The sequence below is a fragment of the Enterobacter cloacae complex sp. SYL001 genome (assembly GCF_049237025.1).
Taxonomy (GTDB): Bacteria; Pseudomonadota; Gammaproteobacteria; order Enterobacterales; family Enterobacteriaceae; genus Enterobacter; species Enterobacter intestinihominis.
The window spans coordinates 240,505-264,865 of record NZ_JBMKJI010000003.1 but is presented as its reverse complement, the minus strand read 5'-3'; the positions used below and the strand labels follow the sequence as shown (position 1 = coordinate 264,865).

Sequence of the window (24,361 nt, the reverse complement as noted above, 5' to 3'; positions counted from 1 at the left end):
TTTTGTGATCTGTGCGGCTTTTCGGCGGGTGGCGCTGCGCTTACCCGCCCTACGAACCGTGATGCGTTCAGGAAACCGGTACTTTCTGCGCCCGGTATGCGCTGGGTGAGCACCCCGTCAGTCGGTTGAAAAAACGGGCGAAATAGGCCGGATCTTTAAACCCCAGTTGCCAGGCAATTTCGCTCACTGTGCTGTCGGAAAACAGCAGCAAGCGCCTGGCTTCCCGCAGCTGGCGGTCGAAGATCAGCCGTTTCGGCGAGCGGTTGGCAAAGCGGCGGCAGATATCGGTCAGGCGGGATTCGGTAAGATGCAGTTCGCTGGCGTATTCCGGCACCGTCCAGTGCTCGTGGTAATGCGCATCTGTCAGCTGGTTAAAGCGCTGAAACAGCTTCAGCTCGCCGCGCATGCCGCCTGAAGCGTGGTCGTCGAGCTTCGCGTTGCGCAGCAGCAGGGTAAATACGGCCTGCGCCAGCAGGACCAGCGTATGCTCACGGCCCGGCAGCTGTTCCGTGGATTCCCGGGCAATGAGCTGCCAGTAATGCTTCAGCGCCGCCAGCTCGTCAGGCCTGTCGGCAAGCGACAGGCAGATCCCCGGCAGGCCGAACGCCTCCCGCGTGCCGGGGTAGAGCACTTCTAACAACGGCCAGATAAGATCCTCGCGCACCGTCAGCACGTGGCCGTCGCTGTCGGATTCAGTGATAAACGCGTGCGGCACCGACGGCGGCGTCAGAACGAACAGCGGCGCCTGCACCGAGTAGCGGTGGTCGTCGAGCTGCAGCTCAATCTGCCCGGTGTCGAGAAAATGCATCTGAAAATACTGGTCGTGGCGGTGCGCCTGCATGTCGCGGCCAAAAAAGGCCGCCATGCGGGCGAACGACTGGTAGTGCACATCGTCGGTGCCCAGACTTTCGTCGTACTCCTTGCTGATATCAATGTTGGCGATAGGGCTCTGGCACATGATCGTTCCTCTTTTGAACCCGCTGCGTCATCGGAATGCGCGTCAGCACCAGCGCGCCCACTACCAGCAGACCCGCCACGAACCACAGCCCCGAGCTGAAGCTGCCGGTCGCGTCGCGCAGAATACCAATCAGCAATGGGCTGACGGCAGACCCGACGTTGCCGATGGCGTTGATCACCGCCAGCGCCACCGCGCGGGATTGCAGGCTAATCACCTGGTCCGGCGTGGTCCAGAATATCGCCATGGCGGTAAACGATCCGGTTGAGGCCATGATGATGCCAAGCAGCTGGATCAGGCTGTGATCGGTCGCCGAGGCCAGCATCCATCCCGCCGCCGCAAACAGATACGGCAGGATGGTGTGCTTTTTTCGCTCTTTCAGCCTGTCGGAGCGGCGGCTCCACCAGATCATCCCGAGGATGGTGCAAAACTGCGGGATCGCCGCCAGCAGGCCAATCACGATATTGCTGCTGCCGGTGTTGAAGCTTTGCAGGATCTGCGGCGTCCAGATGTTGATCGCGCTCAGCGTATTCGTCAGGCAGAAGTAGGCCAGCGTGTAGAGCAGTACGGCGGGCGTCAGCACCTCGCGCAGCGTCGATCGCGGCGTGGCGACGTGCGCAATGGCCAGTTCCTGCTCGCGGGCGATCATCGTTTTGAGTGCCTGCTTTTCATCATCATCCAGCCAGGTGGCCTGATCCGGGGTGTCGTTAAGGTAGAACCAGGTCACCACGCCGAGCACCACCGACGGCAGCCCCTCCAACAGGAACAGCCACTGCCAGCCCTTCAGGTTCCACAGCCCGTCCATCGCCAGAATGTACCCGGAGAGGATCGAGCCGAGCATCATGGTCACCGGCATGGCGATCATAAACAACGCGTTGGCGCGGGCGCGGTGATACGCCGGGAACCACCAGGTGAGATAGACCAGGATCCCCGGCAGGAAACCGGCTTCGGCAATGCCCACCAGCATGCGCAGGACGTAGAGCGTTTCCGGGCTGGTGGCGAACATGGTGCAGGTAGAGGCGATGCCCCACACCACCATGATCCCGGCGATCCAGCGCCGCGCGCCGATTTTCGCCAGCATGATGTTGCTGGGGATCCCGCACAGCACGTAGGTGACGTAAAACAGGGTCGCGGCCAGGCCAAACATGGTCGACGTGAGGCCCAGATCTTTACCCATCGTCAGCCCGGCAAAGCCGATGTTGATGCGATCGAGAAACGAAAAGACAAACAGGATAAAGAGAAACACGATCAAACGACGGAACAGCTTGTTGATAACGCGATGTTCTATAGCTTTCTTATCTTGCAGGGTAGAGGTCGTCATGCTGCGCTCCAGATCTTACGTTTAGTAGACGGATTTATTGTTATTAACTGACGTAACCGGTTGTTCGATAAAGCGTGCCGCCAGCGCTTCCGCGCCGCGGGCGAGCAGGGTGGTGTCGACGCCGACGGCGACAAACAGCGCGCCGAGTGCAAGGTAACGTTTCGCCAGTTGCTCGTTCGCCATCAGGATGCCGGGCGCTTTACCGGCGGCGCGTATCTGCGCGATCGCCTGCTCAATGGCGGCCTGCACCTCCGGGTGCTGCGGATTACCGGCAAAGCCCATGTCGGCACTCAGATCCGCCGGGCCGATAAACACGCCGTCGACGCCGTCCACGTCCAGGATCAGCGGCAGGTTTTTTAACGCTCTTAGGGTTTCGATTTGCACCAGCACGCACATGGCGTCGTTAGCCTGATGCAGATAGTCCGGGATACGGTTCCAGCGCGAGGCGCGCGCCAGGGCGCTGCCGACGCCGCGAATGCCGGCAGGCGGATAGCGGGTGGCGCTGACCGCCAGCCGCGCTTCGTCGGCGTTTTGCACCATCGGCACCAGCAGGGTTTGCACCCCCACGTCCAGCAGCTGCTTGATCTGCACCGGATCGTTCCACGACGGGCGCACCACCGGCTGGCTGGGATAAGGGGCGATGGCCTGTAGCTGAGTGAGAACGGTCTGCACGCTGTTTGGCGCGTGCTCCCCGTCGATCAGCAGCCAGTCAAAACCGGCCCCGGCCAATAGCTCAGCGCTGTAGCTGCTGGTTAGCCCCAGCCATAACCCGATTTGCGGTCGGCCCGCTTTCAGCGCCGCTTTGAATGCGTTTTGCATGATCATCTCCTTACACAAAGCGGCAGCTGATGGAGCCCATGTTGCCGTAGTCGACGTGGAAGGTGTCGCCTCTGCTGGCGGGCACCGGGCGGGTAAACGAGCCGCCGAGGATGATCTGGCCTGGCTCAAGCTGCACGTCGTATGGCGCGAGTTTGTTCGCCAGCCACGCCACGCCGTTCGCCGGATGATTAAGGACGCCTGCGGCCACGCCGGTCTCTTCGATCACGCCGTTGCGGTAGAGCAGGGCGGAGATCCAGCGCAGATCCAGCTCGTCGGGTTTAATCGGGCGGCCGCCGAGGATCACGCCCGCGTTGGCGGCGTTATCGGAGATAGTGTCGAATACCTTGCGCGGGCGCTGGGTTTCCGGGTCAACGTTGTGGCAGCGGGCGTCGATCAGCTCCAGGGCAGGGATGACGTAATCCGTGGCGTTGTAAACGTCGAAGATCGTGCAGTTCGGGCCGCGCAGCGGTTTTGCCAGCACGAAGGCCAGCTCCACTTCGATGCGCGGGACGATAAAGCGATCCACGGGAATGTCGCTGCCGTCGTGGAAGAACATATCGTCCAGCAGCGCGCCGTAGTCTGGCTCGCTGATCTGCGAGCTGGCCTGCATCGCTTTGGAGGTGAGGCCGATCTTGTGGCCTTTCAGCACGCGGCCTTCGGCAATTTTCAGGCTCACCCATTCGCGCTGGACGGCGTAGGCGTCTTCAATGGTGATCTCCGGATACTCAAGCGAGATCGCGCGGATCTGCTCCCGGGATTGTTCCGCCTGATGCAGGCGGTGGGCGATCAGGGTATGGGTGTGTTTGTCGAGCATGGCGATATCCTGTTGTTGCCGGGTGGCGCGTAGCGATCCCGGCCTACGTTCGAGCCGTTGTAGGCCCGGTAAGCGAAGCGCCACCGGGCGAGCAGACGGCTACTTAAACAACGCGTGCACGTTATTCTGCTTGTAATTGAGCGTCGGGTGCAGCTCGTCGAGCTCGAAAGACAGCGCCAGATAGCGGGCGGCCATCAGCTCTGCAAAATGCGTTTTGATCAGCGCAAACAGCATTTCACCGACCTCTTCCCGGCTCTCCAGACTGCGCCCGGCGCCGATTTTGAGCGTCATATGCACAAAGGCGTAATCGTGCTTGCCGTCGGCCATCTGCCAGGTGTCCAGCCAGTGGGCGCGGCTGCGGATACCGCCGAGCGGGAAAATACCCGTGGCGGCGAGCGCCTCGTTCACTTTGGCAAACAGCCCCGGCAGGTCGGCCTGCTCGCGGATGTTGTCGGTACATTCAGCAATAAAGTGCGGCATGGTGGCTCCTTACGCGGGCAGCGGGAAAACGGCGTTGACCTGGCCGGTGCCGGAGCTGGCGAACAGCTCGGTGAGAAACTCCACCTTACCGTCGTAGTTGTCCCAGCCGAGCATCCCCAGCAGCATCACCGTGTCGTGCATGTTGCCCTCGCCGTAGCAGTAGTCGGCGTACTCCGGCAGCATGCTGCAAAACTCTTTGAACTGCCCCTCGCGCCACAGCTTCACTACCCGCTCATCCATCTGGCGGTCAAACTCGCGGGTATAGCTGTTCATCCCTTCCTCCGCGCGCTGGTCGTCGATAAAGCGGTGCGACAGCGAGCCGCTGGCGAGCACCGCCACGGTGCCGTCGTATTTTTCGATGGCGCTGACGATGGCCTCGCCCAGCCTGCGGCTGTCGGCGAAGTCGTGAACCGTGCAGAACGCCGAGATGGAGACCACTTTGAAGTGCTTATCCGCGTTCATGTAGCGCATCGGCACCAGCGTGCCGTACTCCAGCTTGAGGCTCGGGATGTTGTGCGCCTTGGCGCGCACGCCAAGCTTCACCGCTTCGTCGGCGATCAGCTGGCCGAGTTCCGGGTTGCCGTCGTAGTCGTAGGTCATGTCGCGAATAAAATGCGGCAGCTCGTTGCTGGTGTAGACGCCTGAAAAATGGTCCGCACAGTTGATGTGATACGCGCTGTTCACCAGCCAGTGGGTGTCGAAGACGATAATGGTATCGACGCCCAGCTCGCGGCAGCGCTTGCTGATCTCTTTATGCCCGTCGATGGCTGACTGGCGGCAGCCGTGGTTTTTGCCCGGCAGTTCAGAGAGATACATTGACGGCACGTGGGTGATTTTTGCTGCTAAGGCTAATTTTCCCATGATCAGATCCCCCACTTTGGAATCGGATGGTCGCCCATGGAGATACAGACGTTTTTCATCTCCGCGAAGACCTCGAAGCTGTACTCGCCGCCCTCACGCCCGGTGCCGGAGGCCTTCACGCCGCCAAACGGCTGGCGCAGGTCGCGCACGTTCTGGGTGTTAACGAACACCATGCCCGCTTCGATGTTGCGCGCCAGACGCAGCACTTTGCTGACGTCCTGCGTCCAGATGTACGACGCCAGGCCATACTCCACGTCGTTTGCCAGGCGCAGGCCTTCCGCTTCGTCCTTAAACGGCAGCAGGCAGGCCACCGGCCCGAAGATCTCCTCCTGCGCCACGCGCATGCGGTTATCGACATCCGCCAGCACGGTCGGGCGCAGGAAATTGCCGCCTTTCAGGTGCGCAGGAAGATCGGTCGGTTTGTCCGGGCCGCCCGCCAGCAGGGTTGCCCCCTCTTCAATGCCGAGGCGGATGTAGCCGGAGACCTTCTCCCAGTGCTGCTTGCTGATCAGCGCGCCAATCTGGGTGTTCGGATCGGTCGGGTCGCCCACGCGCAGGCGGCTGGCGCGCTCGGCAAAGCGTTTGACGAACTCCGGGTAGATGCTCTGCTGGATGAAGATGCGCGAGCCGGCGGTGCAGCGTTCGCCGTTGATGGAGAAGATGGTGAACAGGGCGGCGTCCAGCGCGCGCTCAATGTCCGCGTCTTCAAATATCAGCACCGGAGATTTGCCGCCCAGCTCCATGGAATACTTCTTCAGCCCGGCGTTTTTCATGATGTTACGCCCGGTGGCGGTGCCGCCGGTGAAGGAGACGGCGCGCACGTCATGATGACGCACCAGCGCGTCGCCCGCCGTGGCGCCATAGCCCTGCACTACGTTCAGCACGCCCGCCGGAATGCCCGCCTCCAGCGCCAGCTCGCCCAGACGGTCGGCGGTCAGCGGGGAGAGCTCGGACATCTTCAGCACCGCGGTGTTACCCAGCGCCAGGCACGGCGCGACCTTCCAGGTGGCGGTCATAAACGGCACGTTCCACGGCGACACCAGCGCACAAACGCCTACCGGCTGCACGAGGGTGTAGTTGAGCATCTTGTCATCGACCGGGTAGGTTTTGCCGTTCATCTGCTGGCACACCTCGGCGAAGAACTCAAAGTTGTGCGAGGCGCGTGGAATGAGCACGTTTTTGGTCTGGTGGATCGGCAGGCCGGTGTCGGCGGTCTCCATCGCGGCAATGCCCGGCACGTTCTGGTCAATCAGATCCCCCAGGCGACGCATCAGGCGCGCACGCTCCTTCATCGGCAGGTTGGCCCATTTCGGGAACGCCTCTTTGGCGGCGGCAACGGCCTGATGGATTTCGGCTTCGCCGCCGGAGGCCACTTCTGCCAGCACCTCGCCGGAGGCCGGGTTAGTGGTTTGGAAGTACTCACTTCCGGCGACGTTTTTCCCGTTGATCCAGTGGTTAATCTTTTTCATTTTGCAGTATCCTCACTGACAATTCGGTTTACCAGGCGGCCTACGCCTTCCACTTCCATTACCACCTCATCGCCCGGCACCACGTCGGACAGCCCCTTCGGCGTGCCGGTGGCAATCATGTCGCCCGGTTGCAGGGTCATGAAATCGCTCAGATACGCAATCAGGAATGGGATGCTGAAAATGAGATCGGCGGTGGTGCCTTCCTGACGCAGTTCACCGTTGACGTAGGTGCGAAGACGAAGGTTGTGCGGGTCAGGGATGGCTTCTTTTGGCACTACGTTCGGGCTGATGGGGGTCAGCCCGTCGCGGCTTTTCACCCGCAGGTTCGGGCGATAGTAGTTTTCGAGATAATCGCGGATGGCGTAGTCGTTGCACACCGTGTAGCCCGCAACATAGTCCATCGCCTCGGCTTCGCTGACCTTACGCGTGGTTTTACCGATGACCACCACCAGCTCGGCTTCGTAATGCATGTATTCAATGTTGTTTGGGCGCACCGAGGTATGGTTGTCGCCATTAAAGGTGTTTGGCGCTTTGATAAACACCAGCGGCTCGGTGGGGGGCTTGAAGTCCAGCTCGCTGGCGTGATCGGCGTAGTTCAGGCCGAGGGCGAACAGCGTGGCGTGCGGCGGCGTGCGCGAAGCGATGGCAACGTCGCGTTCCTCCACCACCGGGTTTTCCAGCGGCGGAAATCCCTCTGCCAGAATGCGTACCCGATCGCCCGGGCGAATTTCGACGCGGCTTTGCGGGGTACCGAGCAATATCGCATCGCCGGGGTTCAGGGTGGCAAATTCGCTCAGGGCGCTCAGCAGTTTGGCGGCGTTGCGGTGCAGATCGGCCGTGTTCCAGTGGTCCGCTTCGCGACCGTTGATCTCGGTGATGATGGTCAGGTTGTCCACGTTATCAACGGCGACAGGTTCGCCGAGCGGGCAAAATCCATCCCGGCATTTGGCTTTAATAGCCGGGCGGTAGAAGCTCTCTTCCGGCAGGCTGATTTCGTTGGCCAGCGCGTAGCCGGCGATGTACGCCGCCGCCTCTTCAACGCGTACTTTGCTGGCGGTTTTGCCCACCACCAGCGCCACCGTTGCGCCGCTTAACACGGTTTCTCCCTGCGGGAAGGGAATCGGCTCGCCTGCGCGAATAACGGTGTTATGTGGCTTGATAAACCACACCGCCGTTTTTGGCGGCGCGTTATAGGGGGCTTTTTCAAACGCCTCAGCCCAGGCCGCACGCTGGCTTTGGTGGTTTAGCGCTACGGCAAAAACAGTACCTTTCATTCCCATACTCCTCAAACCGGCTGTCCGGTTTTGATTTCATTAATATGTTAATGATCTGGTTTTATGCTTTTGCTGTTCGTTTCGCAATCAGAAGTGAATAATTTGTGATATGAATAACAATAAATTTACACCAATGGGTTAATTATCATTTAAATCAATGCACTAAAAAAATGACGTTGTTTCTGTTAGACTTTTTGGGTTACAACGTATTGTCTATAAAAGCATCTGTTTTAAATTGTTTACTTGTTAATGATGTAAGGGGAAGGTGATGCATGATTCATTAACCATCGCGCTGTTGCAGGCGCGTGAAGCGGCGATGGGCTACTTCCGCCCGATAGTGAAACGGCATAATCTGACCGAGCAGCAGTGGCGTATCGTCCGCGTACTGGCCGAGCATCCCTCCATGGATTTTCATGATCTGGCGTTCCGCACCTGCATTTTGCGCCCAAGCCTGACCGGCATTCTGACGCGGATGGAGCGCGACGGTCTGGTGCTGCGCTTAAAGCCGGTGAATGACCAGCGCAAGCTGTACGTATCGCTGACGAAAGAAGGCAACGCGCTGTACCATCGTGCTCAGGCTCAGGTGGAAGAGGCGTACCAGCAGATTGAGGCGGAATATACCCCGGAGAAGATGAAGCAGCTCACGGCGCTGCTGGAAGAGTTTATTGAACTCGGAAACCGACATATTGCCGCGCGGGACGAAGAGTAAAAACCCTAAAATCCAGGATGATTTTCGTAAAGTTTTCCCTTTCCAGGCCGAAAATTCTGTATCTGTCTGAGGAAAGAGAAAACATGTTAAATCGTATCAAGATTGTCACCAGCTTACTGCTGGTTTTAGCGATATTTGGCCTTTTACAACTCACATCCGGTGGTCTTTTCTTCAATGCCCTGAAGCATGACAAAGAGAATTTCACCATTCTGCAAACCATTCGCCAGCAACAATCCACCCTGAACGGTAGCTGGGTGGCGCTGCTGCAAACCCGTAACACCCTGAACCGCGCGGGTATCCGCTACATGATGGATCAGAACAATATCGGCAGCGGCTCAACCGTCGCCGAGCTAATGCAGATTGCCTCTGCGTCTCTGAAACAGGCGGAAAAAAACTGGGCGGATTACGAAGCACTTCCGCGTGACCCGCGTCAGAGCGACGCTGCGGCACTGGAAATCAAACGTAATTACGATATCTACCACGGCGCGCTGGCCGAGCTGATCCAGCTGCTGGGGGCGGGCAAGATCAACGAGTTCTTCGACCAGCCGACCCAGAGCTATCAGGATGGCTTTGAGAAGCAGTACGTCAGCTATCTGCAACAAAACGACGCGCTCTATCAGACCGCGGTTGAAGACAGCAACAGCTCTTACCGCCAGGCTATCTGGGTGCTGATTAGCGTGCTGGCTGCGGTGCTGGTGGTGATTGTTGCCGTCTGGCTGGGTATTCGTCAGGCACTGATTTCCCCGCTGAACAGTCTGATTGACAGCATTCGTCATATCGCCAGCGGCGACCTGGTGAAGCGCATCGACGTGGAAGGCTCCAACGAGATGGGTGAACTGGCTGACTCCCTGCGCCATATGCAGGGCGAGCTGGTGCGTACCGTGGGTGACGTGCGTAACGGCGCAAACGCCATTTACAGCGGTGCGAGCGAAATCTCGATGGGCAATAACGATCTCTCATCCCGTACCGAGCAGCAGGCTGCCTCTCTGGAAGAGACCGCCGCCAGCATGGAACAGCTGACCGCCACCGTGAAGCAGAACGCCGAGAATGCCCGTCAGGCGAGCAACCTGGCCCTGAGCGCGTCTGAAACCGCGCAGAAAGGCGGGAAAGTGGTGGATAATGTGGTGCAGACCATGCGCGACATCGCCGGCAGTTCGCAGAAAATCGCCGATATTATCAGCGTGATCGACGGGATTGCTTTCCAGACCAATATTCTGGCGCTGAACGCGGCGGTAGAAGCGGCACGTGCGGGCGAGCAGGGCCGCGGCTTTGCGGTGGTTGCAGGTGAAGTACGAAACCTGGCACAGCGCAGCGCCCAGGCGGCTCGCGAGATCAAGAGCCTGATTGAAGACTCCGTGGGGCGCGTGGAATTGGGTTCAACGCTGGTAGAAAGCGCCGGTGAAACCATGGGTGAGATCGTGAATGCGGTAACGCGCGTGACGGACATCATGGGCGAAATCGCGTCTGCGTCTGATGAGCAGAGCCGCGGTATCGACCAGGTGGGGCTGGCGGTGGCTGAGATGGATCGCGTGACCCAGCAGAACGCCTCGCTGGTGGAAGAGTCTGCGGCGGCGGCGGCGGCACTGGAAGAGCAGGCGAGCCGTCTGACGCAGGCCGTTGCGGTGTTCCGTATTCAGCAGGAACAGATGAAGGCGCGCGAGTTCGCCTCCGCGAAAAGCGTTGCCGCACCGGTAGTGGCGCGTAAACCGGCGACCGCAGATGCGGGCGATAACTGGGAAACGTTCTGACGTTGTGCGTTTTGCCGGGTGGCGGCTGCGCCTTACCCGGCCTACGGATTGTGCAATTTGCCGGGTGGCTGCGTCTGGCCTGGCCTGCGGAATTGGGTTTTGTAGGCCCGGTAAGCGCAGCGCCACCGGGCGATTTTACAGAGGCAGGCGCATGGCGCAGCGGGAACCATACGCTAAACCGTGCGCCGTCTCTTCTTCACGTTTCTGGCGCATTTCCGGCGTCAGCGTCGTCATCATTTCAAACCCTAATCGTCTGTAGTAGGGCGCATTCCACGGGACATCACGAAACGTCGTTAACGTCAGCGAGGTTAGCCCCAGCGTGCGGGCATGCTCTGCGACACGGTTAATCAACCGGCGTCCGAGACCTCGTCCCTGCCAGTCCAGATGAACCGAAAGTTCCACAATAAACAGCGAAGATGGCTGGGCTTCGGCGAGAATAAAGCCCACGGGCCTGTCGTCAGCCAGCGCCAGCCAGCTTAATCCGCGTCCGGCGTAACCGAGGTGATCTTCAACGGAAATAACCTCGCTGTCTGCCAGCCAGGCCAGCTCAGGAACGTCGCGAAATCGCTGCCCCGCCGCGCGTTCAATGGCGGGCAGGGCAGCGACGTCGTCGATGCGCGTCGGGCGGAGTGTGAACGCCGTCATCAGCCAGCGCTGCTCACAATTTTAATCTCCACCATGCCGATCCCCAGCTTGCGCGGAGCGTGACCGAGAATATTCCCTTCGTTAGTGGACTGCGGCTCGGGCGGCACAATGACCAGCGTATTGCTGCGCGTGGGGTTATCGAAATGCAGCGTGCTGGTGGTGACATCATTGCTCAGCGTCAGCATCTGTTCTTTATCGCCGACGCGCACCGGCACAGGACGGTTTGCGTTGGGACCAAATGCCCTGGCGGTGATCACCAGATCGAATTTCTCCGGCAGCGGATGGGTATACTCAATTTTCACCTCATCACCTAACTGCGCGTTAGACCAGCGCCCCCAGGATTCGGGACGTGAAATACCGCTGAACTGCTTCACCTCTTCAGGCGCGCCGGCAACGTTAAAGATAAAGCTGTCAGCTTTATAACGAATGTCGTTGTCGACGATTTTCAGCAGGTCAACGTTGCGCTGATAGCGTGCGGTATCAATGACCGTATCTTTAAACGCGGTTTTCCCCTGCCACTGTGGTTTATCAACGTGTTGCACGGTCTGCTCGCCACCGAGTTGCCCCTGTGAGACGCACCAGCCGGTGGACAGTGACAGCTCTTGTGACCAGAGCTGGCCCATTTTGTAGCATTTATCGACCCAGACGAAATTATCGCGCGGGGCGAATTCCGCCAGCTGGAAGCGCAGTGGCGCGGAGTATTCGCTTTCCGGCAGCGGCTCGACGCGGTTATCCGACACGCGCAGCAGCAGAGGCAGGCGGAAATGGCTGCCGGAGAACGCGATCATTTTTTTATCCTGATCGATGGTGAAGTCGTTTATCTCTTTCGGGAAGTTCCACAGGCGAATGATATCCGGCTTCCAGGCGAGGATTTTTTCCTTCATGTTGAGGAAGATTTCCGACAGGGACTGGCCCGACAACGTACTGCGGCCCAGGCCAATGAAGTTATCGCCACCCAGAATATCCAGCACGGTAGCGCCGTTATCCATCGAGTTACGTTTAGCGGCAATGATCTCCTGCTGCGGTTTATCGCCGCGCAGCACAAAGAACAGGTTGCTGCGATCCAGCTTATTCAGCTCATCCCAGGCGCTGTTTTTCATCGCCAGATGGTCAGATGAAACGACGATGACCGTATTTTTGAAATACGGCGACGCTTTGATTTTCTCGATTAACGCCGCGATATGTTCCTGGCTACAGGTCACAGCGCTGAACGACTTGTTGTTTTTACCGTCAATGTCGTAGCCCTGACGTTTACAGGTGCGTGAGACGAAACCATCCGGATGATGCGTGTCGACGGTCAACGCAAACAGCGAGAAGCGTTTACCGGCGCGGGAAAGCTCCTCGAATTTCTTCCAGGTTTCATCCAGAACGGTATCGTCGTAAAAGCCCCAGTCGTTGCGGTAGGCCGGATCGGCGACCGTGGTTTTCAGCTCTTCGGAACCATATAAGTGATCGAAACCGTGGGATCTCAGGAACACATCTTTCCCGGCAAAGCGCAGGTTAGCGCCCTGCATAAAGTAGTTTTCATAGCCCGAGTTTTTCAGGATATCGCCGAGGCAAATGTTCTGCGGGAAGAAGCTCGACATCGAGGCAGAGGCGTTGCCTTCAAACGGGGCGAACAGGGGAATGCCGCACTGGGAGGCCACCATCCCTGCGATGGTGTAATCCGTGCCAGGCAACTGCATGGTGTGGCTGAAGTCGAGGCCCTGGTTTTTCAGCGCGCCAAGCTCTGGCGTCAGGTTCGGGAAAGCATCGTTGTCAAACCAGGTGCGTTCCAGACTTTCGCCGTAGATATAGACCAGGTTGAGTTTAGGGTTGTCGATTTTCTTCGAGGGTTCTTTGTAATAGGCCGCAAAGTCCGGATCGCCATCGCGCGACTGGGATTTTACCAGCTCGGTAATTTGATGGAATGCCGGGCTGGCATCCACGGAGGCCAGCGCCAGGCACAGCGCCAGCAGGCTGTAGCCATGATGATGCGGACGGTGACGGCGACGGCGCAGAACCCAGGCCAGCGCGGCGAAGATGCCCACCAGGGCGACCACCAGCCCCAGACCCGGAAGGATGTACTTACCCACACCTGCGCCGGTCAGACTGTTGGTCAATGTGTAGAGCACCGCGTCGTTAATACCGTCGCCGGTAAAGTAATCGCTGGCATATAACGTAATGTTTAAAACAATAAAAATACCGAGCACCACCAGGGTGGCCACAAACCACCAGGTGTGACGACCGGCTTTCCAGGCATAAACGCCGATGGAAGCCAGGAAAAGGACAAGGGACATTAACTCTGACAACAGCAGATCCTCATCATGCCGGACGCTTAGCCGGCTAATTGCTTATTTTTTGGGTAATACAATGTAATTGCGATGTCGCTTAGCTGCAATTTTAGTGTCACGAAAGTGTGCTGTTGTTAGGATTTGGTTTATAAAATCGGATTTTTGAATACAGTCGCATCGTGGCACACGGAGGCTGAGGTGGTGGCAGGGGGTAAAAAAACGCACTTCACGCCGCGGTGTAAGACTAACGTAATAAACCCGGCGTGTTGTGGCAGAAAATGGGAGGCGATCAGGAGAGGAAATTAACGCCTTGTTTCAGCACCAGATCGCAGGCTTTCGTTTTCACCTGTTTCGCCAGAGATGAATTTCCAAGGGTGCTGAGGTTCAGCTGCTGACCATTTTGCGCGTTCAGCAGGCCCTGAATACCGTCCATATAGTTGGTGTCCGCTTTCTGCTCCTGGGTGTCCAGACCCAGTTTACCCAACACCTGGTTTTTGATGTTTTCGGTATCGGTGACGGAAGCCAGTTTCTGCTTCGCGCAGTATTCCAGAATACCCGCGGCGTTGTTCATCGTTCCGGCACTCAGGCTTTGGGAGCTGTTGCCCAGCAGGCCGGTGAGGGACGAGGCTGACAGCCCGCCCTGGGACGTGCCGCTCTCTTTGGTTAACTCACTTGCTGCGCTGGAGAGCGACTCCTGCCATGATGCGGCCTGCGTTGCGCCAGTCACCAGCAGGGCGCCAGTAAGGATGCTGATAAGAAATTGTTTTTTCATAATGATTTACTCAACAAGGTCCGTTTTGGGCCAGAAGTGGGTTCAGTATATACCTCTGCTCTTCCGGCGCTCCCTGGAAATATCTTAATACTCTTTGCCGGTGACGCGGCTGCGGTAGCTGTCCCAGTCGAAGATGACGTACAGGCTGTTACCCAGCTTCATGCGATCCATCACCCGCTCGCCAAGAAGTCGGGTCATCTCGTCGATATTGTGGTTCGTCAACATACCGGTTGGGCGTTTTGACGACGAACGGCGATCGACAATCTGGTTGATGATCACTTTTTCGTAGCGGGACTCCGTCTGGACACCGATCTCGTCGATGACCAGCAAATCCACGTTACTTAAATCATTCAGCAACTGTTCTTCGCTGGTTTCGCGATTACTAAAGGTGTCTTTCATGGCGGACATAATATCGGCCACGGTGATAATCAGCACTGACTTCCCGCGCAGCAGCAGCTCGTTGCAGATAGCGGCGGCGAGGTGATTTTTCCCGGTGCCGGGTTTTCCGCTAAAGATGAAGCTGGCGATGTTGCCGTCAAATTCATCCACGTACTGGCGCGCCTGGTTAAGGGCGTTCATCTGCCCCTGAGACTCGACCTTATAATTCTCGAAGGAGCAGTTCTGGTGCAGAGGGCGAATGCCCGAGCGGTTAAAGGTGCGCTGCATTTTCATCGCGCGGTTTTCGCGGGCGAGGGCTGCCGCGCGAATTTTACCCTGCTCTTTTTGCCATGCCAGCAGCTCTTCACCGGTGGTGAAGGCGGGCTTCACGTTGGCAGGCATCATCTTCTGCAAACGTTTCATCAGGTCGCCGACGTTTTTCATTTCGCACCTCGGAATCCATCAGGGATTTTTTTGTCCGGTTCTGAAAAAGCATTGATATCACGTTTTGGCTGGCCGTTGTTGCTGGCGCGGTTGATTTGCAGACTGCGCGCGAATTTTTGCTGCCACTGAACATGGTGGAAGACTTTTCCTTCAGCTTGCCAGTATGCGGTAAAGGCTGCCAGCTCTTCCGGTGTTGCGGGCTGCGAGAGGGCTATTCCCCATAAGGCCGCCTGCCGCTGAAAATCGGCGTCCGGCTGCCAACCGGCGTACATGGGAAATTTCCCCATTGGAACGGCCACCGGGGCGCTGGCGGGTTCGTCAAAAAACTGATTATCCAGCATGACATCGCTCGCCGGGCGCGACAGCTTCTCTTCAATTTCCAGAAGCTGCGCCAGACGCTCCGGCGTGACCGCATAAAACGCCGGGGCGTTGTCGGCAAATACCGCGAGCGTGCCGCCTTCGGCGTGCGTCAACACACCGCGAGGATCGCGCATAAAGGCATCAATGCCAGCAATGCTGGTGGTCAGAATTCTGGAGGACATAACACTTTCTCAACTGATTACTACGGGCGTGATTGAGGGTTATGGTAGCACAGAGAGAGGGGAGGAAAGGAGAGGATTTCCCCGGTGGCGTTACGCTTACCGGGGCTAAAATCACAGGGGCTGGTTACGCGATGATGTTCAGCGTCACGTCGATATTGCCGCGCGTCGCGTTAGAGTACGGACAGACGATGTGCGCCGCATCCACCAGTTTTTTGGCTTCCGCTGCGTCCATCCCTTCAACGTGGATGTTCAGCTTCGCTTCGATACCAAAACCGGTTGGCAGCGGGCCGATCCCTACTTCGCCTTCAATAAAGGCGTCTTTTGGCAGAGCGAATTTATCGCGTGCCGCAACGAACTTCATTGCGCCCAGGAAGCAGGCGGAGTAGCCCGCAGCGAACAGCTGTTCAGGGTTGGTTACTTCACCCCCCATGCCGCCCATCTCTTTTGGCACACCCAGTTTGACATCCAGAACGCCATCGGAAGACGTGGCGCGGCCATCACGGCCTCCGGTTGCTTTGGCTTTGGCAGTGTAGACAACTTTTTCTAAAGACATGGCAGGTTCCTCATCTTACGTTTATGTGCGCTATTAAATAGCGCGCGATGTTTTAGGTTAAAATTAGACGCGTAAAGTACAGCCTTACGCGCGATGCAGCTGTTGGCGCAAACTTTCGAGCTGTTGCTTGAGCGCCAGCATGGTGTCGGTATCACACTGCGCTGCACAGCCCACGGCGTGGGGTATCGTCACAGCCTGCTGTTGCAGCGCCCGACCCGCGTCGCTCAGGGTGACGGCGACCTGACGCTCATCCTGACGGGAACGCTGGCGGAGGATCAATCCTGCGCTTTCCAGGCGTTTCAGCAGGGGAGTCAGCGTGGCGGAATCCAGGAATAGCCGCTCGCCAATGTCTGACACCGTAATATCATCCTGTTCCCAGAGCACCAGCATCACCAGGTATTGCGGGTAGGTCAGGTTAAGCGGCGCCAGCAGTTGCCGGTACAGCTTGTTAAGCGCCAGATTTGCCGAATAGAGGGCAAAACAGAGCTGGTTATCCAGCAGAAGCGCGTTGGTGGTGTCGTTCGTTTTTGCGTCCATGAAATGAATATAGATAGTTCACGATACAATTGCAAGCGATTTTATTATACGCGTGGACGTTTGCGGTAAAGCCATAAGCCGGGGATCGACAGGCCGATGGAGAGCGCACCCACGATCGACGAGGCTTTAAGGAAGTTGCTCAGGAGCAGGATCATCTGGGGTTCGCTGTAGCCAAAATGGCTGATTTTGACGGCGGAGATCATCGCCGTATAGGCTGAAATGCCCGGGAACATAGGAATCACTGCCGCCACGGTGAATACCTTCGGGTGCGCCAGATACCAGCGGGACCACTGAATACCGATGCTGCCAACCAGCATGGAGGCGATAAACGTCGACCATTCAATATTAAAGCCCGCTGTCATCATGATCATACGAGAGCCGTGGCCAATGGCACCCAGCAGCGCACACCAGGGTAATGCACGCTGTGGGACGTTAAACACCATCGCAAAACCAACGGCGGGAAGGGCAGACAAGAGCATGTCCTGTGCCAGTGCGAGCATAAAATCCATCACGCCCATCCGCGTAACCCCCAGAGTGTCATGGCCATTACCACCCCGATACAGGTCGCCAGCGTCAGCAGGCTGGCTATCGCCCAGCGTGCCAGACCGGTGTTGATATGGCCTTTGAACATATCAGCGACGGCATTAATTAAGGGAAAACCTGGCACCAGCAGCAATACGCTGGCGGCCATCGCAACAGTAGGCGTGCTGGCGAAGTAGGGCTGGCGCAAAAGCAGGCCGGATACGGTTGTCGCCACAAATGCCGTGATGCAGAAGTTAATTTGCGGATGTAGCTGTCTGTGCGTCAACAGCTGGCGGACATACATTGCGATGCTGCTGGCAAAGAAGGTCACGACAGCGCCGTCCCAGCCGCCCGCGTTGAGCTTGCAGAAGCAGGCGCAGGACAGTCCCACCATCAGCACAACCAGCCAGCGCGGATACCGGAGGGGTTTGATTTGATTGAAACGTTTTTCTATCTCCCGGAGATCGAGCAGCTTGTGTTCAGCAAGGATCACGATGTGCTGCACTTCCGTCACGACGTGCATGTTAATGCCGCGGTCATGATTTTTACGGGTGGAGGTCAGGCACTGTCCGTCTTTAATGGTGGTCAGCACAATGGCATTTGACGAGATGGAACTCTCAACGCTGTCCATCCCCAGCGCCAGCCCAAGGCGTGTGGAGAGTTCTTCGACGAGGGCGCTTTCTGCGCCGTGCTGTAAGAGAAAAAGCCCGCACTGAATACATAGCCGCGTGGTGGCACGTTGCGTAGACCGATCTGCCTGCATGAAACGCCCTGAAGAGAAGAGAGATTGCTTACTTTTAACACAAAGTGCAGGGCCCTTTGCGCTGGGCCAGATCAACATTTGTGCGATCAGTGGCGCGATGGGGGCGGAGGAAAGACAGCATTGTTATTTATTTAATGAATGTGAAATTAGGATTTATAAAAACAATATATTAAGTATTTCTAATTTCATATTTTCGATCTTTTCACGCAATTTGAATTAAATTTAAATGGTCTTTATGCGATATTAGGCCTGTATTGGGCGTTTCTTAACCCATGTGATATTTGTTCTATTTTGCGAGTATTAACCCGTTTGTACTTCGGAATGCAAACGTGTTTAACCTTGCAGGGTTAGTTCGTTCTTAAATAAAGAATTCATGACAGGGAGGGTCTATGTTGCCATTGAATGGTAAACACGGAGTGGTGATCAGCAGAGTACCGGTTATGCAAAATGGGTTAGGTGGCGTCATGTCGCGTCATTTTCCCGATTTTGAGATAACGTACTGCCGTTCGATGCAGGAGTTGACGTTATTACAATTGCGTCGCGCTGGGGTCGTTATTGCCGATATTTCGGGTGAGTATCGTAATCCACGCGGCACGCTTGAGCAATATTATGGGTTAATGAATCAGTACCGGGATATTCACTGGATATTCCTCGTTTCGCGCCCCCTTTATCCACTTGCAGTAGAGCTTCTTATGCGTCCGGAAAGCACGCTGCTTTCGGATATGGAACCCATTGAAGGCGTAATTAACGCTATTCGCGCGGGGAGTGAACGCGCCGAGCGAATAAGCCAGACGTTATTGATACCGGAAAATCCTGATATTGAAGAGGAGAGTGAGCAAATGATTGCGCTTACCCACTCTGAACGCAAGGTGTTGCGTTTGTTAGGTAAAGGTTGGGGAATCAACCAAATAGCCACGCTACTTAATAAAAGTAATAAAACGATCAGTGCACAGAAAAACAGTGCAATGCGTCGCTTATCACTTCGCAGTAATGCCGATATGTACGCGTGGATAAGCAGTACCCAGGGAATGCGAGAACTCAGTTTAATGTCGGCTTATGGAGAGTTTGAGGAATGGAAAAGACCACTGCAACAAAACATATCGCCGTCATCGAAAGCTGCTCAATGAGCGCTATGGGGCTGAAGCATCTTTTTGCGATGCCCGCCCTGAGCCATTACCAGGTGCACCTGTTTGCCAGATTTGACAACTTCAAAGCGGCGCTCTCGGAAATCTCATTCTTTGCCGTAATTTATTCATTGTCCGATGAGCGTGAGGAGCGGCGAAACTGTCTGGCCTGTTTGCGGGATCTCACCTTCACCCACAGCGACGTCAAGCGTATTGTGCTGGCCTCTGATGAAATGGAGGCGAGACTGGTCAGCCATCTTTCGCCTTCTCGCTTACATGGAATTATCAGTAAATCGGTTCCGCTGAAGCAGTTAATGGAGGGGCTGGAGACATTACTCAGCGAAACGCATCACGTGAATGACAACGTGTACAATCACTGGAGTGTGAGCCAGCATCGTATGCTAAGCCCAACTGAAAGGGCGATTCTGCGATATATGTCATCGGGTTTTTCGATCCCTGAAATTGCGGCACAGCTTGAACGCAATATCAAAACCATCCGGGCGCATAAGTTTAACGCAATGGTAAAATTGGGTGTCAATTCTGATGTGGGATTACTGGATGCGGCAGATATCCTGGCGCATCTCCCGGTCAGGGAAATTCGCCGTTCCGCTCTCACCGTTCCTTCTTTCTCGTAGTGTTAAGTGATGCGCCAGAATTTTTCTGGCGCAACGTTCAAATACAGACATCAACCCATTTTGCTGCGGTCAGTTCCGCCATTCTGTCGGGCGATATACGCACCGCACTGTGGATGGCGCCCGCTGCGGGTAACACTTCGGCGTACTGTTTTAAAGTGATGTCACAGTAAACAGATAGCGGATTTTCCAGTCCAAAAGGGCAGACGCCGCCAACAGGATGACCCGTCAGGGTTACTACCTCATCGCAGCTGAGCATGCGGGCTTTTGCGCCGAATGTCTCTTTGAGCTTTTTGTTATCCAGACGCGCATCGCCTTTTGCAACCACCAGAATCACATCATTTTTAATTTTCAGTGACAGCGTTTTGGCAATTTGGCCGGGTTCAACGTTGTGCGCGGCAGCAGCAAGGGCAACAGTCGCTGTGCTTTGGTTAAGCTCGATGATTTCTATATCCGGAGCGTGTTCGGCGAAAAACTGCTGTACAGACTGCAAACTCATTGATTCCTCCTGACAAATATCTTCCGTAATCTGTCATAAGAATTTAGTCGCTGTAAATATCCCTTAAGTAACAAATATCCGTCAGGAGCGATTTCTGGATCGCCTTCACATTCACAGAAACCGGTTACAGTAACCGGTTGCAGAGCGTGATGCAGAGATTAATACTGAGTGTGTAACTTCCCCTGTATCTAATAATAAGAGCTAATTATGAAACCATTCCGTTTGAGCAGTACCGCAGGTACACGATCCGGCAAGGTTGTGACGCTGATGTATGGAACAACGTGTGACGTGAGAACGTCCGAAACGAACGTCTGACAGGAGATCTGCTATGTCTGCCAACCATGCTGCATTTAATCTGATTTTCCGCTTCGTTGAAAACTATGTCAGCCCTATTGCCGGGCGCATCTCTTCCCAGCGTCACGTTATGGCGATTCGTGACGGGTTCATCTCGGCAATGCCGTTTATGATTGTCGGGTCGTTTTTATTAGTGTTCGCTTACCCCCCTTTTTCGCCAGATACCACCTGGGGCTTTGCTCGCGCCTGGCTGGATATGGCGAAGCAGTTTGAAGGTCAAATTCTGACGCCGTTTGATATGACGATGGGGGTGATGTCCCTCTATATCTGTGCGGCTATCGCCTACAACCTGGGCAAACATTACGTTAAAACCCATCAGCTGGATCCGTTCATGTGTGCGATGCTGTCGCTGATGGCGTTCCTGCTGGTCGCCGCCCCTAAAACCAAAGGCGCCTTACCGGTTGATAGCCTTGGAGGCACCGGGATTTTCACCGCGATCCTGGTGGCGATTTACTGCGTTGAGATGATGCGTTTCCTGAAAGCACACAATATCGGGATCCGCCTGCCAGACCAGGTTCCGCCTATGATCAAAAACTCATTTGACCTGCTGATCCCGGTGCTGGTGGTGGTGCTGACGCTCTATCCGCTGAGTCTGTTGATCCAGTCGCAGTTCGGTATGCTGATCCCACAGGCCATCATGTCGATATTCAAACCGCTGGTCTCTGCGGCAGACTCGCTGCCAGCGATCCTGCTGGCGGTGCTGATTGGCCACCTGCTGTGGTTTGCCGGGATCCACGGCGCAGCGATTGTATCGGGTATGCTGCAAATGTTCTGGCTGACGAACCTGGGGGCGAACCAGACCGCGCTGGCGGCGAGCCTGCCTTTACCACACATCTTTATGGAAGCCTTCTGGACGTTCTTTATTGTGATCGGTGGGTCAGGAGCGACGATGGGGCTGGTGTTCTGTTACCTGCGTAGCCGCTCCGCGCACCTGCGCTCCATTGGACGCCTGAGCGTGGTGCCAAGCATTTTCAATATCAATGAACCGGTGATTTTTGGTACGCCGATTGTGATGAACCCGGTGTTCTTTATTCCTTTCCTGCTGGCGCCGATGGTCAATGCCGTGCTGGCATGGGCAGCGATGAAGTTTGATCTGATTGGCCGCGTGATTTCCGTTGTGCCGTGGACGGCACCGGCTCCGGTTGGTGCCGCCTGGGCGCTGGGCTGGGATTTCCGTGCAGCCATTCTGGTGCTGGTTTTGGCCTGCGTTTCCGCCATTATCTATTTCCCGTTCTTCAAGGTGTACGAGAAACAGTTGCTTCAGCAGGAAGCGGAAGAAGCACAGCGTAATGGGGAAGAGGAAAATCAGCAGGTAGCCTAGATAAAAGCAAAACGGCAACGCAGGTTGCCGTTTTTAGTGTTTGCTCCCTCTCTCTGCGAGTTTCAGGCAGGGCCAGACTACTTAAGCGTGCAATCGCCGCACTGCTGGACATCCGGCAGACGGTAGCGCTGACAGCAGGTACGACGCACCAGAAGTCCCTCACGCGGAACCACGGTGCGGTAAAGAGGGTTATCCCGCCCATCCGACAGCTGTCTGGCAAAGAAACAGCTCTGACGCAGCGCATCCACTTTCTCGTCGCCGAGCAGCGGCTTCATCTCCGTTAAATACCAGTGGATAAGATACCCGGTATTACTCCAGATCAGTTTGCCGTTGATCTCCCCCGTCGCTTCCAGCGCATCAATGACCGGAACCAGCGCTCTTGTAATCAGTCGTTCCATACGCGCCTGCGCTGACAGGTGACTCGCGCTCGGATCTTCGTGTACATCAATCCAGAAACAGGCGGCGCGTCCGGTCTCATGGAATTCGACGTGGAAATGTTCCGACGAGAGATCGAGCATCGTTTCCTGGGTCAACAGGGCCAGCATGACAGGCGGCACCATCAGCCCGATATACCATTGTGCCCAGAGGGAAAGCAGCGGTTTATTTTCCCGCGCCAGCGTCGGTTGGTTACGATAAATATGGTCGGAATAGGTTGCCAGCAGTGACCGCAGCTCGGCAGGTCGTTGCCACTGAGTCAGCGTCAGAGCATGATGCGGCGGTGCTTCATCCAGTTTGATGAAATCCAGCAGATGGGCGCGTGTTACGGCGATTTTTTCCCGAATGGCATCCGCAAGCGTCGTTTCTCCGGCGGAGAGTGGAGCTCGCCAGAGCAGTGGCTCAACGATGTGTGCGGTACGAGTCGCCATAGTGTGGATTACAAATCTAAATGATAATGATTGCCAATCCTAACTATAGATAAAACCGAGCGCAAGCGTTTTATCCTGGCGCTGTGAAGGCGGTTTCAGGCGATATGAAGCTCGTCGCTCAGCAGAATGCTGTTGCGTCCCATATGCTTGGCTTCATAGAGGGCTTTATCGGCTTTCGCCAGTGCGCCATCAACGTCTTCACCTTCGAACATGGCTATGCCAATGCTGATGGTCACGTTAGTGGCGACGCTTTCGTTAAACATGTGGGGGATTTTGAGATCGTAAACCTTCTGACGTATGCGTTCAGCTGTCTGGCGCGCTTGCTCCAGTGGGATGTTACTTAACAGCACCATAAATTCTTCCCCGCCAAACCGGGCGACAACATCGCGTGAGCGCACGGCGTCGCGGATCGCAGCCGAGACCCTGATCAAGGCCTGATCGCCCATCATATGGCCGTAATGATCGTTGTAGGCTTTGAAATGGTCGATATCCATCAGCAGCACAAAGTGCTCGCCAGCGTCAGGCCTGGGGAGGTTCTCAAGCCGGCTTTGCAGCCCGCGACGGTTATATAGGCCGGTGAGCGGGTCCATCATGCTGAGATCGGTCAGGGTTTCACGCTCTTCGAGCAGTTCGGAAAGCAGTTCCTGGGCGAAACGGTCATTACGCCGCTGAAGAACATGATGGATACCAATGGCGACCACCGGCAGCGCGAAAAAATAGGCCATTCTCAACCAGTTTTCGGACGGGCTAAGCCACAGGCAGGATATAAAAGCGGGAAATGAATGTAACGTAAAGGCTTTAATATTACTGGCGAAAGCCAGAGACCCTATAAAAAGCACTGTTAATAGCGCCATCATTAAATAGGTTGCGTGATCGTGCGTTATTAACAGAAATTTTGAGACGATCTGCCATGCCCATAAAAACCCAAAAATAGCTGAAACAACAGGGATATTTATTTTTCGCGTGCTGTTTTTCCAGTGCCAGATAAGTAAGCCAGTGCTGACAGTCAGTACGGCAAACAGGGGGACTGATAACACACGAACGGAATAGAGAGGGTTTGTTACCGAGAACAATGCTGATGCAGCGTTCAAAAATAAAAATAAACGTAAAGAAAGCTGATATTTCTTGTTGACTAAGGACAGCCAGGATTGTGATGTCATATGCGTGCGTTTTTATTAAAACTCAATTAAAACAATGAGCAAGATGTTGTTATGCAATATTGGTCGCTACAAAATTGAATTTTTATTATCAGAAAAACGTTATCGGAAGTTAACAGGTGGGCAATTTATCACCTTACACATTCTCTGTCATTATGGGAAAGCAATTGCTGGCGCAATTTCTTACGTCGCATGCTGACAAGTGATAATTACTATCATATGATACTGGTTATCATTATCAGTGCGAGAGGTGAAACCATGTTGAGCAAAGCGCTGGGAAGTGGGTGGGGAATATTGCTGCCTGGTTCCATTATCGGTGGGCTGATGTTTGCCGATCTTCCCATTGATGTCTGGAAAGCAATGATTGTTTCGGGCTTGCTGGTGACATCCGCGATGATCTGGCACAAACAGTTACGGCATTACGTGCTGTTGCCATCATGCGTTGCGCTAATCAGTGGACTGCTGGTGATTCTGATGAGTTTGAAATAAAAGGGAAAAACAAGAGGTACTGCTGAAGGGATGTAAGATA

Annotated in this window: 26 protein-coding genes; 6 read left to right on the top strand and 20 right to left on the bottom strand. The window is 55.7% G+C overall.

Annotation, left to right across the window (positions count from 1 at the left end):
- Positions 1-67: 67 nt before the first annotated feature.
- The 8 genes from hpaA to hpaG all read right to left on the bottom strand — a co-directional run bounded on the left by hpaA (position 68) and on the right by hpaG (position 7,993).
- Positions 68-958 carry a 4-hydroxyphenylacetate catabolism regulatory protein HpaA gene (gene hpaA / locus ACOTZP_RS06080; protein ID WP_022646953.1) on the bottom strand — a complete coding sequence of 297 codons (891 nt, stop codon included), beginning with the start codon at positions 956-958 and terminating at the stop codon, positions 68-70.
- Positions 930-2,276: a 4-hydroxyphenylacetate permease gene (hpaX, locus tag ACOTZP_RS06075; RefSeq protein WP_032625355.1), complete on the bottom strand. Its 1,347-nt coding sequence runs from the start codon at positions 2,274-2,276 to the stop codon at positions 930-932. Before hpaX ends, hpaA begins: the two co-directional genes overlap by 29 nt.
- Before the next feature lie 21 nt (positions 2,277-2,297).
- Positions 2,298-3,095: a 4-hydroxy-2-oxoheptanedioate aldolase gene (hpaI, locus tag ACOTZP_RS06070; RefSeq protein WP_271075391.1), complete on the bottom strand. Its 798-nt coding sequence runs from the start codon at positions 3,093-3,095 to the stop codon at positions 2,298-2,300.
- A gap of 10 nt (positions 3,096-3,105) precedes the next feature.
- Positions 3,106-3,909 (bottom strand): 2-oxo-hept-4-ene-1,7-dioate hydratase, encoded by an 804-nt coding sequence (hpaH, locus tag ACOTZP_RS06065; RefSeq protein ID WP_023305397.1) that lies wholly within the window; start codon positions 3,907-3,909, stop codon positions 3,106-3,108.
- 99 nt (positions 3,910-4,008) lie between these two features.
- A complete protein-coding gene (locus ACOTZP_RS06060; protein ID WP_023299258.1) occupies positions 4,009-4,389 on the bottom strand; it encodes a 5-carboxymethyl-2-hydroxymuconate Delta-isomerase in 381 nt (126 codons plus the stop codon).
- Positions 4,390-4,398: 9 nt separating this feature from the next.
- Positions 4,399-5,250: a 3,4-dihydroxyphenylacetate 2,3-dioxygenase gene (gene hpaD / locus ACOTZP_RS06055; protein ID WP_022646958.1), complete on the bottom strand. Its 852-nt coding sequence runs from the start codon at positions 5,248-5,250 to the stop codon at positions 4,399-4,401.
- 2 nt (positions 5,251-5,252) lie between these two features.
- A complete protein-coding gene (gene hpaE, locus ACOTZP_RS06050; protein ID WP_063200439.1) occupies positions 5,253-6,719 on the bottom strand; it encodes a 5-carboxymethyl-2-hydroxymuconate semialdehyde dehydrogenase in 1,467 nt (488 codons plus the stop codon).
- Complete coding sequence (gene hpaG, locus ACOTZP_RS06045) at positions 6,716-7,993, bottom strand: 4-hydroxyphenylacetate degradation bifunctional isomerase/decarboxylase (RefSeq protein WP_271075390.1); 1,278 nt, start codon at positions 7,991-7,993, stop codon at positions 6,716-6,718. Before hpaG ends, hpaE begins: the two co-directional genes overlap by 4 nt.
- A 268-nt stretch (positions 7,994-8,261) precedes the next feature.
- Between hpaG and hpaR the strand changes: the two genes are divergently transcribed.
- Both hpaR and tsr read left to right on the top strand, forming a co-directional pair.
- Positions 8,262-8,702: a homoprotocatechuate degradation operon regulator HpaR gene (gene hpaR / locus ACOTZP_RS06040; RefSeq protein WP_154850072.1), complete on the top strand. Its 441-nt coding sequence runs from the start codon at positions 8,262-8,264 to the stop codon at positions 8,700-8,702.
- A gap of 83 nt (positions 8,703-8,785) precedes the next feature.
- Complete coding sequence (gene tsr / locus ACOTZP_RS06035; protein WP_023299261.1) at positions 8,786-10,450, top strand: methyl-accepting chemotaxis protein; 1,665 nt, start codon at positions 8,786-8,788, stop codon at positions 10,448-10,450.
- A 135-nt stretch (positions 10,451-10,585) separates the two neighbouring features.
- On the opposite strand, the gene ACOTZP_RS06030 is transcribed toward tsr, so the two are convergent.
- The 9 genes from ACOTZP_RS06030 to ACOTZP_RS05990 form a co-directional block, all read right to left on the bottom strand.
- Positions 10,586-11,095, bottom strand: coding sequence for a GNAT family N-acetyltransferase (locus ACOTZP_RS06030; protein ID WP_023305400.1), 510 nt, complete (start codon positions 11,093-11,095; stop codon positions 10,586-10,588).
- Positions 11,095-13,386, bottom strand: coding sequence for a phosphatidylglycerol--membrane-oligosaccharide glycerophosphotransferase (opgB, locus tag ACOTZP_RS06025; protein WP_150312298.1), 2,292 nt, complete (start codon positions 13,384-13,386; stop codon positions 11,095-11,097). The genes ACOTZP_RS06030 and opgB overlap by 1 nt, the downstream gene beginning before the upstream one ends.
- Positions 13,387-13,657: 271 nt before the next feature.
- Complete coding sequence (locus ACOTZP_RS06020; RefSeq protein ID WP_271075389.1) at positions 13,658-14,140, bottom strand: DUF2501 domain-containing protein; 483 nt, start codon at positions 14,138-14,140, stop codon at positions 13,658-13,660.
- An 84-nt stretch (positions 14,141-14,224) separates the two neighbouring features.
- A complete protein-coding gene (gene dnaC, locus ACOTZP_RS06015) occupies positions 14,225-14,962 on the bottom strand; it encodes a DNA replication protein DnaC (protein WP_003856580.1) in 738 nt (245 codons plus the stop codon).
- Positions 14,959-15,504 carry a primosomal protein DnaT gene (gene dnaT, locus ACOTZP_RS06010; protein ID WP_023299265.1) on the bottom strand — a complete coding sequence of 182 codons (546 nt, stop codon included), beginning with the start codon at positions 15,502-15,504 and terminating at the stop codon, positions 14,959-14,961. The genes dnaC and dnaT overlap by 4 nt, the downstream gene beginning before the upstream one ends.
- Before the next feature lie 124 nt (positions 15,505-15,628).
- On the bottom strand, positions 15,629-16,057 hold the full coding sequence (locus ACOTZP_RS06005) for an organic hydroperoxide resistance protein (RefSeq protein WP_003856578.1): 429 nt from the start codon (positions 16,055-16,057) through the stop codon (positions 15,629-15,631).
- Between the two features lie 84 nt (positions 16,058-16,141).
- On the bottom strand, positions 16,142-16,594 hold the full coding sequence (locus tag ACOTZP_RS06000) for a MarR family winged helix-turn-helix transcriptional regulator (protein ID WP_022646966.1): 453 nt from the start codon (positions 16,592-16,594) through the stop codon (positions 16,142-16,144).
- Positions 16,595-16,638: 44 nt separating this feature from the next.
- On the bottom strand, positions 16,639-17,112 hold the full coding sequence (locus ACOTZP_RS05995) for a threonine/serine exporter (protein ID WP_032621429.1): 474 nt from the start codon (positions 17,110-17,112) through the stop codon (positions 16,639-16,641).
- On the bottom strand, positions 17,103-17,879 hold the full coding sequence (locus ACOTZP_RS05990) for a threonine/serine ThrE exporter family protein (RefSeq protein ID WP_017383842.1): 777 nt from the start codon (positions 17,877-17,879) through the stop codon (positions 17,103-17,105). The genes ACOTZP_RS05995 and ACOTZP_RS05990 overlap by 10 nt, the downstream gene beginning before the upstream one ends.
- A 389-nt stretch (positions 17,880-18,268) precedes the next feature.
- Here ACOTZP_RS05990 and ACOTZP_RS05985 point away from each other — a divergent pair, with 389 nt between their 5' ends.
- On the top strand, positions 18,269-19,006 hold the full coding sequence (locus ACOTZP_RS05985) for a helix-turn-helix transcriptional regulator (protein WP_022646969.1): 738 nt from the start codon (positions 18,269-18,271) through the stop codon (positions 19,004-19,006).
- Positions 19,003-19,638 carry a DNA-binding transcriptional activator BglJ gene (gene bglJ, locus ACOTZP_RS05980; RefSeq protein WP_032677181.1) on the top strand — a complete coding sequence of 212 codons (636 nt, stop codon included), beginning with the start codon at positions 19,003-19,005 and terminating at the stop codon, positions 19,636-19,638. Before ACOTZP_RS05985 ends, bglJ begins: the two co-directional genes overlap by 4 nt.
- A gap of 37 nt (positions 19,639-19,675) precedes the next feature.
- Here bglJ and ACOTZP_RS05975 read toward each other — a convergent pair whose 3' ends face one another.
- Positions 19,676-20,134 (bottom strand): YbaK/EbsC family protein, encoded by a 459-nt coding sequence (locus ACOTZP_RS05975; protein ID WP_022646971.1) that lies wholly within the window; start codon positions 20,132-20,134, stop codon positions 19,676-19,678.
- A gap of 328 nt (positions 20,135-20,462) precedes the next feature.
- Here ACOTZP_RS05975 and ACOTZP_RS05970 point away from each other — a divergent pair, with 328 nt between their 5' ends.
- Positions 20,463-21,809 (top strand): PTS cellobiose transporter subunit IIC, encoded by a 1,347-nt coding sequence (locus tag ACOTZP_RS05970; RefSeq protein ID WP_006810218.1) that lies wholly within the window; start codon positions 20,463-20,465, stop codon positions 21,807-21,809.
- Between the two features lie 77 nt (positions 21,810-21,886).
- Here the strand turns inward: ACOTZP_RS05970 and fhuF are convergent, their stop codons facing one another.
- Positions 21,887-22,675 carry a siderophore-iron reductase FhuF gene (gene fhuF / locus ACOTZP_RS05965; RefSeq protein WP_022646974.1) on the bottom strand — a complete coding sequence of 263 codons (789 nt, stop codon included), beginning with the start codon at positions 22,673-22,675 and terminating at the stop codon, positions 21,887-21,889.
- A 95-nt stretch (positions 22,676-22,770) separates the two neighbouring features.
- On the bottom strand, positions 22,771-23,835 hold the full coding sequence (locus ACOTZP_RS05960) for a GGDEF domain-containing protein (RefSeq protein WP_023299268.1): 1,065 nt from the start codon (positions 23,833-23,835) through the stop codon (positions 22,771-22,773).
- 216 nt (positions 23,836-24,051) lie between these two features.
- Between ACOTZP_RS05960 and ACOTZP_RS05955 the strand changes: the two genes are divergently transcribed.
- The gene (locus ACOTZP_RS05955; RefSeq protein ID WP_026080652.1) at positions 24,052-24,321 is read left to right on the top strand and encodes a DUF1435 domain-containing protein; all 270 of its coding nucleotides are present in this window, start codon (positions 24,052-24,054) and stop codon (positions 24,319-24,321) included.
- Positions 24,322-24,361: the final 40 nt, after the last annotated feature.